Raw genomic sequence first — 14,485 nt, forward strand, 5'->3', positions numbered from 1 at the left:
ATGAGCGGCGTTATTCTGATCAGAGGGAAGTCTGGTACCGGCAAAACCGCCTTATCGACGGAGCTGAGCAAGCGGCTTGGACTGCCTGTACTGCGGAAGGACGATCTGTACGATTCGGTTGCCGACTTCATTCCGGAGCATGGTGACCGCAACCGCGTCAGCTTCGACATCCTCTACCGTTTCCTTCAAAAAGCCAGAAGCCTCAACCCGCTGCCGAACCAGCTTATTACGGATTTGCGCGAGCTCAAGGAGCATTATAAGGATGCGCCGGAAGCGTACATGGACGGTGAGCTGATCGTGGACACGGTTAGGCCTCTGCGCGAGTTAGCCGATGAGGCGGAGATTTTTCTGCGCGGCTGCCGATAGCATCTAAAAAAGACTCCAAGCGCCCTTAACGGGCGATGGAGTCTTTTTGTGTTGTTTGTGTGTTGGCGCGTATTACGATTCCGGCCGAAGATGGCGGTACTGCGTCGCGATCGTCCATACCCGCAGCAGCGTTTGGATCAGCGGATAGCCCTGATGCACGATGAGGGCGAATAAGCCGGCCCACGCCATCGAAACGCCGCCGACCAAGAGCCCCAGCAGAGCCGCGATGCCCCACATAATAAGCGAGATGGCGGCGTAGGAGAGGAAGCGGCGCACCGACTGCCACAGGGAAGGGAGGATTCCATCCCCGGACACCGACCCGAACTGCATTGAAAGGAACAGTAAATGGATAATGGCGACCCAAGCGATCCATATGGCGGCTCCAGGCGCCACTTCGCCGAGCAGCGAAGAGGATGCCCCATCGTGGCGCAAGGCGTCAATCCATTTGGGCACAAGCCACCAAGCCGGCGCGATCATGAGCGCTCGACCGATCCAATACAGAAGCACGACAGGCTTCCAGAACTTGCGGATCCCTTCGAGAATACGCGTACCGCCTTCGCCTCCGCTGCTCTGATGATGGATGGAATAGAAGAGTCCCGCATTGAATAGAGGCGTAAGCAGCATGCGCGCCAGGAACAGACCGCCGAGCAGCCAGAGGTACGGCTGGATCAAGTCGGTTTTGAAGAGCTGGAATTGAGCTTCCGCCAGGAACGACTGGACGGCCTGTTCCGTCGGAGCATTAGCTGGGAATCGCCTCAGCAGAGGAGCGACGGTATCGTCGATTGCCCGGTATACGAGGAATCCCCATAGCAGCTGGTACAGGAAGAGGACCAGAATCATGTTCATATGCTTGAAGGTCAGCCGCCAGCCTAACAACATTTGGTGTTTCATTCGAATCTCCCCTTGCGAGCGAATACTTGCTATGACGCGGGTGACGCCTGGTTACCAGCCGAGCGCGCCCAAGAAGCCTTGAATGATATTCGATACGCCGAGATTCCATCGCGTGCGCGTGTCGTTCGGCAGCTCGGCGAGCATATAGTTGTTGATGAGCTTGTTGTCCAGCACGTTCGTATGATCGGGATCGACGGACACCCATTCCAGCGGCGAGGCGGTAACCTCCGTGTACTGAATATGGGATTCGTCGCCGGCCCATACCTTGGTCTTCGTGGTACCGTCGGCGAATTGGAACAGGATCGGGATTGGTCCGGTCGTTCCGCCGTTTTTCTTGATGAGGATATGGGATTCGAAGTACGTCTCCCCATCCTTATCTACCTTCTTGGCGTCAATCGCGTCGACGGAGAAGTCGGCCATTTGGTTACTGTATACGTATTGGTTGAAATAGTCCGTCCAGTTCGCTTTCGTCACCTGCTCCACGACCCGCTGGAAGTCGGAGGTGGAGGGATGCTTGAACTTGTATTTCTGGAAGTAGGTGCGCATGATGCGGTTCATGAGCTTCTCGCCGACCTTGTTCTCGATGTCGACAAGCACCAGCTTGGCCCTCATGTAGACGTTCTCGGCGTATTGCATCGAATCGTGGAAGGCCCACGACGGCTGCTTGAGCGGTGCGGGATCCGTCATGTAGCTGGCTTCTAGGCGCAGGTTCGGCTGGATGCCGTAGGCCGCCTCCATGACTTTGTCCTCGGCGTAGGAAGTGAAGCCTTCGTCGAGCCATGCCTCCTCGAACTCGTTGGAGGCGACCATGCCGTACCAGAACTGATGGCCGATTTCATGCACGACGGTGCGCTCCAGCTCGAAGCCGGGATTATCCGTTTCCGCCGCGAACGCGGTAACGAGCGTCGGGTATTCCATGCCGCCTGCTCCTCCCGCGCCTTTCGGCGGAACGACGACGGACAGGGTGTTGTACGGGTAGGAGCCGTACCACTTGGCATAATTAGCGAGCGCCGACTTCGCCGCGTGCATATAGCGGTCCTTCAGCTCGACATGCATGGGATCGAGATACAGCTTGATGCGGACGCCGGGAATGCCCTTGTCGGAGTAGGCGGTCTCCGCGAACACGAAGTCCGGGGACGCGGCCCAAGCGAAGTCGTGCACGTCTTCGGCATAGAATTGGAACACCTTGGTTCCGTCCTTCTCGGCGATCGGCTTGGTCTGGAAGCCCGTAGCGGCCACGGTGTAGGCCTCGGGCACTTGGATGCGCACGCTGTAGATGCCGAAGTCGCTGTAAAACTCCGAGTTGCCATGATACTGGTGTACATTCCATCCTTCGGAGGTGCGTCCCCGCGTTCCGGCGGTTTCGTACACGGCGATTTTCGGGAACCATTGGCCCGCCATGATAAAATTGCCGGAGTAGCCCATGCGTGCGAATACTTCCGGAAGCTTCACCTCGAAGCTCATCCGGAGGGTGATCGATTTGCCGGGCGCTACCGGCTCGGGCAGTTGGAGCCGGGCTAGCGTCATGTCGCTTTCGTTGCCATCATCCGGCTGCGTATATTGCAGACGGGGGAGCAAGCTTTCGCCTTCGAGCGTCTGCAAGGTCAAGAGCTGCATGTGGCTCGTGCTGTTCGAGGTGGCCTTGTCCGTCCGAAGCATGCCGTGCGACTCGGTCATGAAGGTTGTTTTCTGCGACTGGAACGCGTTCGGATAGAGGTGGAAATAAAGCTCGGACACCGGTTTTTTGCCTGGATTGGTCCAGCTCACATTCTGCGTCCCGTCCAGGTGCTGACCGTCCTCGCGCAGCGAGACGTTGATGTGGTATTCCACAACCCGCTTGCTCAGGGGCTGCGGCTTAGGCGGCATGGCCGCGTCCGGCTGCTGGACAACCGGTGGCTTGGCCGTATTCGGCGCAGGCGTAATGGGCTGCATGACGCTGGCGGCAGGGGCTAGTGCATACGTGTACTGGGACAGCCAGGCGTTGCTGAAGCCGTTCTGCAGGGATACTACCAGCAGGGCGGCCGCGAGCGAACCGAATAAGACGAGTCTGATATGGCGTGGAGTCATTGAACGTTTCCCTCCCGTTGACAAGCATCTACAGCATGTATATGTTTGCAATTCCAAGATTATTAGCTAAAATGGAATTATTGTCTGAGGGTTTAAAAACCTTTGAACGGGAAGGTGGGATTAGCTTGACGGAGCAGGGAAACAATCAAGAACAACCAAAAGAAAAAAAATCCTTGTCGCTCAACGTCGTGAGCAACAAGAAACATAGAGGCTTCGGAGCGGGATCTATAGATCTCAGCGATGTGGCCTGCGTCATGATTGATGAGGGCGTCGCGTATATCGATGTAGGCATCATGCATGCCAAGAGCAAGGTGGAGCGCGGCATCAAGTTCTCGCCGAACAAGGAAGACGTGCCGAACGGCCGGCAGTGCTGGATCGTATGGGTGGCTGTCGACCGTAATGAGGAAGGCTCGTATTACGCGGGCGCGACATCCTGCGAGATGCTGGTCGATTCCGAGGCGAAGCGCGGCTGGAAGATTCTCGCCGATCACGTCAACCGTCTGGATTACGCGATCAAGCGCCGCTACATGCTGGACAACTTAGGCGACGCCGAGAAGGCCGCTCTCCGCAAGCTGCTCGTCGAGCACAACGCGGAATGGTGGGACCGCTCGCCAGCCGAGCTGAAGGACGCTTTGGGCGGGTAACAAGGTAACTACTAGATCGTTTATTTTGAATGAGGCATAAAAAAGCAGTCCTCCATAATCGGAGGACTGCTTTTTTAGATCAATAGAAATCGTTACACAAGTTCGTATAGACGGATGACTTTAGTAACCGAGAGATTCCCGGACAGGTCTGCCGCAATTAAAACATAATCCGTATTCAAGCTAAGAGATAAATCAGAGCCGACCAAGAAGTCTTCATTCGCCGCTACATCACGCTGCCGATTTCCCGTTACCAGTTCTTTGAGTCCGTTGGCCGTAGGCTCTTCAATGTCTTCATAGGCTGTATAATCCATAATGAATATAGTTCCGGCTTCGTTCGAGCGAAGCTTAAAGGATGTTCCGTTCCGAATCATAGTTGGGAAATCGGTAATCTCCTCGTCTGCTCCTTCGATTACTTTAAAAACCGTAAGAACGGGACTCCCGGTATCGGACATAAGATTAACTGTTTCAGAGGTCGAGACGTTGCCGGCCGCATCCACCGCATAGAGATGGTACGAGCCGACCGACAGAGCAGTCGTTGGCAGTGAGGCGGAAATGCCCGCCGAAACGGCCTGCTTCAGAGCTGTCCCAGGTTCGCCATCTAGTGCCGCTTCCAGTTGGCTGCGGGTTGGCGTAGTATCGATAAACATTTGGAATGGCACGACATAGATAAAGCCGTTCTCGCTGCTGGTCGCTGGGATGGGGAAATTAATCACCACATTGCGTTCTACTTCGCTCAGTACCGGTGCCGTCGTATCCGCCGGCGGAACATAAGGCACATAAGCCGATACCGAAGCCGAGGCGCTGTACGACTCGTGGGAAGCCGTGATGGTGAAGGTGCCGGTCGTGCTGGCTTGGAACAGGCCGGATTGATCGATGCTGCCGCCGGACGCGCTCCAGGAGATCGGCTTGTCGAGCTCGATCGTTTGGCTGCCGATCTGGGCGGTTAGCTTGGCGGAGAACTGCACCGAAGTGCCAACGACGGCGGATGCGGTGGAAGGCGTAACTTCCATCTTCACGGTGCCCGTTGTAATCTCCGAGGTTTTGCCCAGGAAGGTTACCGTATAAGTCGTTCCGGGGACAAGCTCGGCCAGCTCAAGCGATGCCGATTTGCGGTCCTCGCTTAGCGAGACGCCCGACACGGTAACGGATTGGCCGGTTGCTTTCAATGCGACTTGGAATTGCTCCGGTCTCAGCTGGAGAGCAACTTCCTTGTTGAAGCTAAGGCTCAGCGTCTCTAGGTCGACAAGACTAGCCGAGAAGGACAAAGCCGTCTCCGATTGCTGAACCTTCAGGAAGTTGGACGCCACAAGCGCTACCTGCTGCCGCTGCGCCGAGCCGGAAGGATCAAACGTCCCGTTTCCCGATCCGCTCATAAGCTGGGCTTCCACCGCGAAGCCGACGGCATCCTTGGCCCAGTCCGAAATGCTGCCGCGGTCCTCGAACGTAAGCTGCGCTCCTTTGCCGGTCGCGTCTACGCCGAGCGCGCGAACGAATAATACCGCCATCTGTTCGCGGGTCAAATTTTGCGTGGGGTCGAATTGGCCATCGCCCTTCCCGTTAATGAGTCCTGCCGCATGGGCCGCTTCCACGTATTTATAGGAATAATGACTGGCCGGCACGTCGGAGAAGGTTGGCGTAGCCGGAGCCTCTTCCACGTCCAAGTTCAGCGCTTTGGCCATAATAATGGCAAAGTCCTGTCTCTTAATATTGCCTGTCGGATTGAATTGTCCTGATCCGTTTCCTTGAATAATGCCTGCCTCGACAAGCTCCAGGATAGCGTCCTTCGCGTAGGAGCCTTCAATGTCCGTTAATTCCGTTGCAGCATCCGCGGCATGCGGGACGGCAGGGAATAACAGGGACGCCGCGAGCAAAGCGGCCGCGCTTCTTATTGCTAATTTACTCATAAACTAGTCCTCCAAATCTATAAATCTTCCATAGCTATCATACCATGCCCATTCTGTTAAAAGAAACTAAAATAGCGTGTTGCGGCAGGCGATTCCAGGCGGTAGAATGGACGGGTTGCATGACGAATCTGTGATAAAAAAACTTTTTTCGAAAACGCGCAGGGTTTTCCCAATTAACAAACGTCTATTCTATCGGGAAGGGAGGAGAGCGACATTCTAGACGAAGAAGAATGGCTGTTGGCCGCGCGGAACGGCGGGCCCGAGCATTATCGACCGTTCGTGCAGGCTTACGGGCCGTATATCTACAAAACCGTCTACGCCGTGCTGCATTCGCCGCACGATGCCGAAGACGTGACGCAGGAAGCGCTCTTGCAAATTTATCGCTCCCTCCCGAGCTATCGAATGGACGGTCTCAAAACCTGGATAACCCGAATCGCGGTTAACAAGGCGATTGATTTCAAGCGAAGCAGGGCGAGGAGGCCGGAGGAGCTGGTCGAGCGGGAAGCCGTGGACCGGCAGTCGGCCGACCTTCAAGCGGACGGCATGCTGGCGGCGGCGCCGCGGCCGGCGGCCGAGGCCGAAGCGATCCGGCGCGAGGAGCTCCGGCATGTTCAAGCGATGGTGAACGAGCTGCCGGACAATTATCGCGGCGTGGTGACCGCCTTTTATATGGAAGAAAAATCGTACGAGCAGATCGCGGCCGAGACGGGACTCGAACGCAAGAGCGTGGAGTCGAAGCTGTACCGGGCAAGAGGCTGGATGAAGCGGCATTGGCGGAAGGAGGACTTCGAATGAGCGGAATGGACAACGGACATTTATCGATGGAACAGCTCCACAAATATATTCGGAACGAGCTCTCGCCTTCCGAACGCGAGCAGGCGGATCAAGAGCTTCTCGAGTGCGAGGGCTGCATGTGGCGGTTCGCGGCGGCGATGAAAGAGGCCGAGCGCGGCGAGCTTCCGATCGTGCCGGACGACGGGCTGCCGGATATGTTCCATCTTGAGGAGCGGGTCATGGCCGAGCTTCTCGGCAGCTCGGCCAGTCTGGCGGAGCGGCATGCCGAACAGGATACGACTGCACTGCTTCCAGGCCAAGAGCTGGCTGAAGCAGCCCATACGAAAACAACGGCGAGACCGAGACTTGGCGATGAACGGCACCAGCTTGACCAACCGCAGACGCTTGCGCAAAGTAAAGTCCCGAATCGCCGCGGCTCTTGGCTGCAGCATCCGGTCACGCATTACGCGATCGCGGCCTCCGTTACGCTGCTGCTTGTGGCAACGGGCGCGCTCGCCGGCTTCTCCGAGAAGCTGCAGCACATCGATGAGGCCGACGGCGCGGCGGCAAGACCGCCTTTCTCCGCCAGCGCGGAGTGGAGGGATGAGCCTTCCTGGTCCGACCGCCTTGTCCACCAAGCGGGCAGCTTCCTGGACGGCGTGCAGGCGCTGCGCTTCAATAAATAATTTAATTCACGAGAGGATGTTCATCCTATGATTAGAAAAAGCCCGTTGACTGCGTTCTTTCTGTCTTTTATTCCGGGCGCGGGGCATGCGTATTTGGGCAGAACCGGCAGGTTAGTTATGTATGGTGGGGGATTCTTCGGAAGCTTGCTGCTCGCCGCTTTCGCTCTGGCGACGGATTCGGATGAAATCGGCGCGTTCATGCTCGTCATGGCGTTCCTCTTCGGCTTCGTTAACATGCTCGACATGATCATCACGATCATCTCCGGCAAGGCGTTCGCGCCTGCTATGCCTGGCGGATACCCGCCGCCGGCCAATTACGAGGCGGCGGCCGGAGGCGGACTCGCCGAACCGTATGGTGCCTCGGACCCGCAGCAGGGCGCAGCTTTCGGCTCTGCTCGCGCCCATTATGCTTCGCCGGCCTATCATGAGCAGCAGCAAGAGAAGACGAGAACGATTCTGCTGTCCATTATTCCCGGCCTCGGCCATATGAATCTGGGGCTGCTGCAGAGGGGCATCACGTTCCTCGTATCGTTCGTCGGCTTGTTCGCGATTATCGTATTCATCAGCATCATTACGAATTCCGCGTCCATGCTGGTGTTCCTGCTGGCCCTGCCGGTTATTTGGATTTACGGAATATTCGATGCCTCGAGTCTGGTGACGAGCAAGCACAACGGGGCGCTTCTGGAGGACCGCTCGTTGTTCGAAGGAATCGAATCGCATATCGCTTCCGGGCAGAAGAACAAAGTGCTGACGATCGCACTATCGATTTTCCCGGGAGCGGGCCATCTCTATCTCGGTCTTCAGAAGCGCGGCTTGCAATTGATGGGCGGGTTCCTGCTGGCCATCTACATTATGGATAACCTGAGGCTGTCCTTGTTCTTGTTCCTGCTGCCGCTGTTCTGGTGCTTCGCGTTCTTCGACGCGCTGGCTCAGCTGTCCCGGTACGGACGCCAAAGGCTGAGCGACGAACCCGTACTTCCGATGTTCGTGCCTTATCAACGGTGGCTTGGCGTCGGGCTGCTGGGGTTCGGCGTATACTTCCTCGTCGACCGGATCTTGATTCGCGAGCTGCTGGACTACTTTCCTCACATCTACGCTCAATATATGGAGTACAAGTACATGCTGCCCACCGTTATTATCGCGTTCGTGATGATCGTCATCGGTTTGAGGCTGGCCTTCGGCAGAAGCAGCGTATTGAGCGCGGGCCCGCTCGAGCGTGGCTATGATTCCCGCGCAGATGAAGAAGGGAGGCCGTAACGCATGAATATAGCGAACAACGAGCAAGCTTCTTCGGCTGGCTTCGGCGGATACGCGGGCGTACCGCAGCCACGGGAGCAGCGCCGCGCATGGCGCGTAGGCTCCTTGTCGATGGGCATCACGCTTATGCTGATCGGAACGGCGTTCGCCGTCTCGTTATGGCAGGATACGGAAGCATACGAAATGCTGATGTGGGTCGCTCCGGTCGTGTTTATTTTGCTGGGGGCGGAGCTGCTTATTTACTTGGGAGTCGCGGGCAAGCAAGATACGCTTGTGCGGTATGACTGGCTCAGCGTGTTTTTTGTAGGGGTGATCGGGATCGCCAGTCTCGTGCTGGCTCTGTTTATGTCTTCGGGTCTATTCGATGAGATCCGTCAGGATATGAAGAGGATTCAGAGGACGGCGTTCGTCGAGTCGGACAAAATCGTGGTGCCGGAAGGCGTCAGCAACGTCATTGTGCAGTCGGCGGGAGAGATTACGATCGACCAGACGTCTTCCCGCGAGCTCCACTTGATGGGGCAGGTGCGGTATTGGTCGGCGGAAGCCGCTAACGGAGCGGCCAGCGGGATGCTGAGGACGAACACAGTGGGGAGCGACCTGTATGTATTCATCGGGTCACCCGATTGGGAGAAGAGCGGCAATGTCGAGGCTCTGTCTCCGCAGCTTATTCTGACCGTACCTGAAGGCGTGACCGTGGAGCAAAGGCCGTTCTAGGCGGCAGGCGCGTTACAGGCCGCTATCGGATTCGACCTTCGCCCCTTGCTTGGCGCCGGCAAAGACAGGCAAAGCTTTTAACAGCTTCTCGCATTGCGCAACGGCATAAAGCGTGAGGAGCAGCCCCGCGAGCACGATAACGACCGATAACGGCGCCGTCCAGACATGCGCGGGCTTCGCGAAGAACGGGATGAGCGCGATGGCCATGATAGGAGGCGCGTTCCATTTGAAGGTGTGGAACAGCACGATGACGATAAGGAGAGTCGCGAGCAAAGACAAGGCGCTCGTGCTGAGCTGGGCGAACGTCGATCCGATGAAGGAAGCTACGGCGGCTCCGACCGCGATTCGCCACATCTCGTTCAATGGGAACGGCTTCGAGATGAAGAGAAGGCTGAACGCTCCGAGCGTCGGGAAGAACAAGGAGTTCAGCAGGGGGATATGTAAGGAAATCCAGTAAATAAGGACAATGTAGAAACAGATAGCAATAGCTTTCAAACGCATAGTATGCGGGTACCTCTCTTCTCCGGGCGGAATGATAGGACTATTCATTGGCGTCCGTAACATTCTACCTCCGAGAAGCTTAACTCGTCAATAAACGAGCATATAACAATAAGCCCGTCCGGCATGCCGGCGGGCTTTGGAATTGGAGTGCGATATGCTGCTACATAAAGGTGAAGTCTTGTTCCGCCAAGGCGAGATCGGCGGCCTCTTCACGGTCAAACGAGGCTTGCTGAAAATTATGCGCGTGAACGAGGACGGCAATCCGTTCCTGGTGAACATCATCGTGGAGGGAGAAACGATTCCGCATCACTCGCTGCTTAGTCCGGCGCCGAACCACGGGACGGCGATCGCTCTCGTTACCTGCGAGATCGAACGGATTGATCCCGGCCCGTGGTATGCCTCGCTTCACGACGACCCGGCCAAAAACAGGGAGATCGCGCTGCTGCTCCAGGGCAAGCTCAGGATGATGCAGCAGCGGATCGACCAGCTTACGCAGGTGGCTCCGGCGGATAAGCTGCGAAAGCTGGAGGAGTGGTTCCGTCAATACATAGGGCCGGACCAAATCACGGGTATTCTGACGCAGGAAGAGATCGGCCAATTGATCGGATTGCGCCGGGAGACAGTCAACCGGCTGCTTCGGTCCGGAGCGGCCAACGGCGAGAGCTAGCGGGCTGCGGAAGCAGCGGCAGGCTCCAGACTGGCGGCCGGACCGAAAAACTCGAAGTGAATGTCGGAATCCGAAACTCCCCAATCCTTCAGCGCTTGATTCATAGCCTGCATAAAGGGGACAGGGCCGCAGAAGTAGAAGCTGGCGTTTTGGTCCGGGATGATCGTCTTCAGCCATTCGAGATGGATCGTGCCCTCCTTGTGGAAGGCCTGCGTCTCGCGGTCTTGGTCCGATGGATTCCGATAGCAATAGTAGGCGGACATGCGGGGACGGGCTTGCGTTAGCTCGTCGACATGCTGCTTCATCGCGTGGACCTTGCCGTTCTCCGTCGCATGGATGAAGGTGACCTGACGCTCCGAATCCTTCTCGGCCAGCGTGTTCAGCATGCTGATCATCGGCGTAAGGCCGACTCCACCGCTGAGAAGTACGACGGGACGTTTATCCTCCAAGTTCAAATAAAAATCGCCGGCAGGGGCGGAGAGGTGCAGAATGTCCCCTTCTTTGATCTGGTGGTGCAAATAGTTCGACACTCTGCCGTCCGGATGGCTTTCGCCGCCGTCTTCCCGTTTGACGGTGATCCGGTAATACGGTTTGCCCGGCGCGTCGGACAGGCTGTATTGGCGGATGTGGGTAAACTGGTCCTCCGGTATCGCCATACGGACGCTGACGTATTGTCCGGCCAGAAAGCTCGCGATCGCTCCGCCGTCCTTCGGCACGAGGTAGAAGGAAGTAATCGAATCGCTCTCCTGCACTTTGCGGTCGACGCGGAATTCGCGGAAATCCTCCCAGCCTCCTGGCTGCTGGTGAGCCTCCTTATACATCTCCGCTTCAACTCCGATAAACGCGTCGGCGATCATGCCGTACGCTTCCCCCCATGCGCCGATAATATCGTCGGTGGCGGCATCGCCGAGCACGTCCTTGATCGCTTTGAGAAGGAATTCGCCGACGATCGGATAATGCTCGGGCTTCACGCCGAGGCTCCGGTGTTTGTGCGCGATTTGCTTCACGGCGGGCAGAATCGCCGCCAGATTCTCAATATGCACAGCCGCCGCGTACACGACATTGGCAAGCGCCGTCTGCTGTCTGCCTTGCTTCTGGTTCGCGTGGTTGAAGATGTTCAGCAGCTCCGGGTGGGCTGCGAACATCATCTCGTAGAATCGTTTCGTAATCGCCACGCCGTGCACTTCGAGCACGGGGACGGTAGATTTGATGATTTGGACCGATCGTTCGCTTAGCATAGGTAACAACCTCCCGAATAATTGTGGTGGCGGACCATTATAGGATGCTCATGTCCGCCGGCTTGATTCCAGTATAGTCGAGAGGCGGGGACGTTCCTGTGATTTCGGTCACAGCAAACCGCAACGAATTGTGACGGTGCGGAGGCGGGAAAGGGCAAAGAGGATACCCGGTCAATAAGCGCGGGTATCCTCTTTCTTATTCTATTTCGCGAGCGTTCGTTCTGAATTCGCTGACCATCTCCGTCAGCTCGTTCGCGAGTGCTTTCAGCGAGTCGCTGGAGGAGGCGATCTCGCTCATCGCGCTCTTCTGCTCGGAAGCCAATACGGATACGGCCGTGAGCCGTTGCAAGGAGTCCGAATGCACGTTGATGGTCTCGGACATCGAGGACGATACTTCCTCCGAGCTTGCCGAGATTTGCTCCGCCGCGGCGGATACCTCCTGAATTTGCTCGTTTACCTCCTGCACCAATGTCACGATTTCCTCGAAGACGGAGCCGACCTTGTTGATCTGCTCGACCCCTTTCCTGACTTCGTCCAAGCCCTGATCCATCGTCTGAGAGGTTTGGCCGGTCGATACTTGGATATCGCGAATTAATTCGAAAATGCTTTCGGCCGCTTCCGTCGTCTGCTCGGCCAGGTTTTTCACTTCGACCGCCACGACGGCAAAGCCTTTGCCGTGCTCGCCCGCTCTCGCGGCTTCGATGCCCGCGTTCAGGGCCAAAATATTCGTCTGCGCGGCAATGCGGGAAATATGCTTCACGATCTCGTCGATCTCTTGCGAGCGGCTGTCGAGACGCTTGGCCATGTCTGCGGAGGTGTGGAACGCATCGCTGATCTTGTTGATCTGCGTTACGACGTTATCCACTTCCGCTCGCCCGGACAGAATCGATTGATGCGTGTCCGAAGCGTTGCCCGCGACGCTGGAGGACGACTCGGCGATGCGGCTGATGCCTACGTTAATCTCCTCCATTGCTCTTGCGGACTGCACGGCGCCCGCGTGCTGCGCTTCGGAGCCTCTGGTTACCGTAATCACGTCATCCGAAATTTGTTCGGAAGAACGAGCCGTCGAAGCAGCCGCGTGATTCAGCTGATCGGACGAGGCGGCCGTATGGCGAACGGCGAGCGAAATTTTGTCGATCATGGCGGAGAAGGAATCCAGCATGCCGTTAATATTGCGCTTTAGAATGCCGATCTCATCATTGGCTCCAAGCGGCAATCTCTCGCTCAGGTCGCCGCCCGCCGCCTTCTGCAGCAAGGCCGAAATCATGTAGATCGGCTTCAGCATAAAGCGCGAGAAGAGGAGTGCCACGGATAGAACAAGAACGACAGAGACCGCGATAATGATGTAGGCCAGCTGTTTAGCATTGCCGGCGGCGCTCATGAGCTCGGCATTCTCGCCGGCCACGACGATTCTCCAGCCGGATGCGTCAACCGTAGCGAAGGAAGCCAGCATTTCCCTTCCGTCCGCTTCTTTGTAAGAAACAAAGCCGATCGGATCGACGAGAACTTTCTGCTTGAATAAAGCCGCCGTATCCTTTTCAGCGGATTCCTCGACCATTTTACCGATCAGTTCTTCATTTTGATGAGCCAAATACATGCCGCTTGAGGAGATCATGTTGGCATGGCTCGAATCGCTGCCTTTGATGTCCTTGATGTCCCGCAGCAGAACGCTGGTGTCCATGACGGCGGACAGCATTCCTTTGAATTCGCCTTGCCCGTCGCGGATCGTAGCGCTGACGACGATAAACTCCTTGCCGCTATCCTGCACGATATCCGTGAAGGAAACGCCTTCTTGTTTTTTAACGAGCTCGAGAGTGTCGCTGCGATTGCTCCTGTAGCCGTCGCTGCCGAAGGAGTTGCCTGCCGTGTCCATGAACGCGTACGCGAAGCTGTCGGGATCGCCGCTCGCGATAACCTTCAAAACGGGCATGATTTGCTCCATGTCTCCGCCATAGAACAATTCCGCGTTCTCCTGGATCATTTTCTCCATCGCGCTTTTCTTCATCGTCAGCCAGCGCTGCATATTCTGGGCATTGCTGACCGCAATGGTTGTCTGCTGCTCGCGAATTCCCTCCTTCAAAGCCGAGTCGTATTGACCGGTTAAGAGTAGAATAGAAGCCAATTATGGCAGGATCGACATCGTAAGCAGCATGGCCAATACTTTCATGCGAAGCGAAAAAAGATTGCGTTTCATAGAGCCTCCTCATTCCTTGTGATATACATAAATGTCGGCAGGAGAGAGAGGCAAATCAATAGTTGGAAATATGCAAATAATGGGCGCTAAAACGGAAGGTGGAAACGTAAATTTAATGAAGGGAAAAGCTGAGGTGCGGGGTGGGGCACAGGTAAAATATGCAAAAATGAGGTGATTTGTTTTTTTGATTTCGACGCTAGGAAGACTTTTGGAAGAAGCAAAACGCGAAAAACGCTCGCTGCTCCTTGTTTCATTCATTCAAAAGCCTTGCGATTCGGGGCGCTTGCCAAACCGCTTGATACTCAGGTGAATCGTGCTTCCCGGAGGCTAGATCCTGGCCGGCCCTGCCCGACCCGAAATAGCGGCATTTTCGGAGTTAAATTCATATATGAGTGGTGATTGCAGGGGAATAGCGGCAAAAATACCGTTAATATTCGATGTGAGTCGACGAGCGGGGTAGCGTCAAGAAGTTTGTGTAAGCTTGTAGAATATCCATCTGGGATGGATCAATGAGGTGCCAGGCGGGGGAGGAGGCCTCCTCCCCCGCCTGGCCACCTGCCACCTTTTTTTGTTAGATTTCTG

At 56.3% G+C, this 14,485-nt stretch carries 13 protein-coding genes; 7 read left to right on the forward strand and 6 right to left on the reverse strand.

All coding sequences use genetic code 11. From position 1 onward, the window contains the following. Positions 1–366 (forward strand): P-loop nucleotide/nucleoside kinase family protein, encoded by a 366-nt coding sequence (locus NQZ67_RS15450; protein WP_257447424.1) that lies wholly within the window; start codon positions 1–3, stop codon positions 364–366. A 72-nt stretch (positions 367–438) separates the two neighbouring features. Here the strand turns inward: NQZ67_RS15450 and NQZ67_RS15455 are convergent, their stop codons facing one another. Further along, positions 439–1,257 carry a hypothetical protein gene (locus NQZ67_RS15455; protein ID WP_257447427.1) on the reverse strand — a complete coding sequence of 273 codons (819 nt, stop codon included), beginning with the start codon at positions 1,255–1,257 and terminating at the stop codon, positions 439–441. Positions 1,258–1,308: 51 nt separating this feature from the next. Beyond that, the gene (locus NQZ67_RS15460) at positions 1,309–3,324 is read right to left on the reverse strand and encodes a M1 family metallopeptidase (protein WP_257447430.1); all 2,016 of its coding nucleotides are present in this window, start codon (positions 3,322–3,324) and stop codon (positions 1,309–1,311) included. 125 nt (positions 3,325–3,449) lie between these two features. Between NQZ67_RS15460 and NQZ67_RS15465 the strand changes: the two genes are divergently transcribed. Beyond that, positions 3,450–3,968, forward strand: coding sequence for a YwhD family protein (locus tag NQZ67_RS15465; protein ID WP_257447433.1), 519 nt, complete (start codon positions 3,450–3,452; stop codon positions 3,966–3,968). A 92-nt stretch (positions 3,969–4,060) separates the two neighbouring features. Here the strand turns inward: NQZ67_RS15465 and NQZ67_RS15470 are convergent, their stop codons facing one another. Then, entirely contained in the window at positions 4,061–5,872 is a 1,812-nt protein-coding gene (locus NQZ67_RS15470) for an S-layer homology domain-containing protein (protein ID WP_257447434.1), read from the reverse strand. A gap of 237 nt (positions 5,873–6,109) precedes the next feature. Here NQZ67_RS15470 and NQZ67_RS15475 point away from each other — a divergent pair, with 237 nt between their 5' ends. From NQZ67_RS15475 to NQZ67_RS15490, 4 genes are read left to right on the forward strand one after another with little or no spacing between them, the layout of a single operon-like run. After that, positions 6,110–6,667: a sigma-70 family RNA polymerase sigma factor gene (locus tag NQZ67_RS15475; protein WP_257447437.1), complete on the forward strand. Its 558-nt coding sequence runs from the start codon at positions 6,110–6,112 to the stop codon at positions 6,665–6,667. Further along, a complete protein-coding gene (locus tag NQZ67_RS15480; RefSeq protein WP_257447439.1) occupies positions 6,664–7,332 on the forward strand; it encodes a hypothetical protein in 669 nt (222 codons plus the stop codon). The genes NQZ67_RS15475 and NQZ67_RS15480 overlap by 4 nt, the downstream gene beginning before the upstream one ends. A gap of 27 nt (positions 7,333–7,359) precedes the next feature. Beyond that, positions 7,360–8,589, forward strand: coding sequence for a hypothetical protein (locus NQZ67_RS15485; RefSeq protein WP_257447441.1), 1,230 nt, complete (start codon positions 7,360–7,362; stop codon positions 8,587–8,589). A 3-nt stretch (positions 8,590–8,592) separates the two neighbouring features. Continuing rightward, a complete protein-coding gene (locus NQZ67_RS15490; RefSeq protein ID WP_257447443.1) occupies positions 8,593–9,303 on the forward strand; it encodes a hypothetical protein in 711 nt (236 codons plus the stop codon). A 12-nt stretch (positions 9,304–9,315) separates the two neighbouring features. Here the strand turns inward: NQZ67_RS15490 and NQZ67_RS15495 are convergent, their stop codons facing one another. Continuing rightward, positions 9,316–9,804 carry an HPP family protein gene (locus tag NQZ67_RS15495; RefSeq protein ID WP_257447445.1) on the reverse strand — a complete coding sequence of 163 codons (489 nt, stop codon included), beginning with the start codon at positions 9,802–9,804 and terminating at the stop codon, positions 9,316–9,318. Between the two features lie 154 nt (positions 9,805–9,958). Between NQZ67_RS15495 and NQZ67_RS15500 the strand changes: the two genes are divergently transcribed. Next, positions 9,959–10,471 carry a Crp/Fnr family transcriptional regulator gene (locus NQZ67_RS15500; RefSeq protein ID WP_257447447.1) on the forward strand — a complete coding sequence of 171 codons (513 nt, stop codon included), beginning with the start codon at positions 9,959–9,961 and terminating at the stop codon, positions 10,469–10,471. Here NQZ67_RS15500 and hmpA read toward each other — a convergent pair. Further along, positions 10,468–11,709, reverse strand: a complete 1,242-nt coding sequence (gene hmpA / locus NQZ67_RS15505; RefSeq protein WP_257447449.1) for an NO-inducible flavohemoprotein — start codon at positions 11,707–11,709, stop codon at positions 10,468–10,470. The two genes, NQZ67_RS15500 and hmpA, sit on opposite strands and share 4 nt — an antisense overlap. Before the next feature lie 196 nt (positions 11,710–11,905). Then, complete coding sequence (locus NQZ67_RS15510) at positions 11,906–13,831, reverse strand: methyl-accepting chemotaxis protein (RefSeq protein WP_257447452.1); 1,926 nt, start codon at positions 13,829–13,831, stop codon at positions 11,906–11,908. Positions 13,832–14,485 lie beyond the last annotated feature (654 nt).

It is taken from the genome of Paenibacillus soyae (assembly GCF_024623455.1).
GTDB lineage: Bacteria > Bacillota > Bacilli > Paenibacillales > Paenibacillaceae > Pristimantibacillus > Pristimantibacillus soyae.

Bases quoted from the DNA above. Each gene is read 5' to 3' on its own strand.
- NQZ67_RS15450 (WP_257447424.1), top strand. From the start codon at position 1: ATGAGCGGCGTTATTCTGATCAGAGGGAAGTCTGGTACCGGCAAAACC.
- NQZ67_RS15455 (WP_257447427.1), bottom strand. From the start codon at position 1,257: ATGAAACACCAAATGTTGTTAGGCTGGCGGCTGACCTTCAAGCATATG.
- NQZ67_RS15460 (WP_257447430.1), bottom strand. From the start codon at position 3,324: ATGACTCCACGCCATATCAGACTCGTCTTATTCGGTTCGCTCGCGGCC.
- NQZ67_RS15470 (WP_257447434.1), bottom strand. From the start codon at position 5,872: ATGAGTAAATTAGCAATAAGAAGCGCGGCCGCTTTGCTCGCGGCGTCC.
- NQZ67_RS15480 (WP_257447439.1), top strand. From the start codon at position 6,664: ATGAGCGGAATGGACAACGGACATTTATCGATGGAACAGCTCCACAAA.
- NQZ67_RS15485 (WP_257447441.1), top strand. From the start codon at position 7,360: ATGATTAGAAAAAGCCCGTTGACTGCGTTCTTTCTGTCTTTTATTCCG.
- NQZ67_RS15490 (WP_257447443.1), top strand. From the start codon at position 8,593: ATGAATATAGCGAACAACGAGCAAGCTTCTTCGGCTGGCTTCGGCGGA.
- NQZ67_RS15495 (WP_257447445.1), bottom strand. From the start codon at position 9,804: ATGCGTTTGAAAGCTATTGCTATCTGTTTCTACATTGTCCTTATTTAC.
- NQZ67_RS15500 (WP_257447447.1), top strand. From the start codon at position 9,959: ATGCTGCTACATAAAGGTGAAGTCTTGTTCCGCCAAGGCGAGATCGGC.
- hmpA (WP_257447449.1), bottom strand. From the start codon at position 11,709: ATGCTAAGCGAACGATCGGTCCAAATCATCAAATCTACCGTCCCCGTG.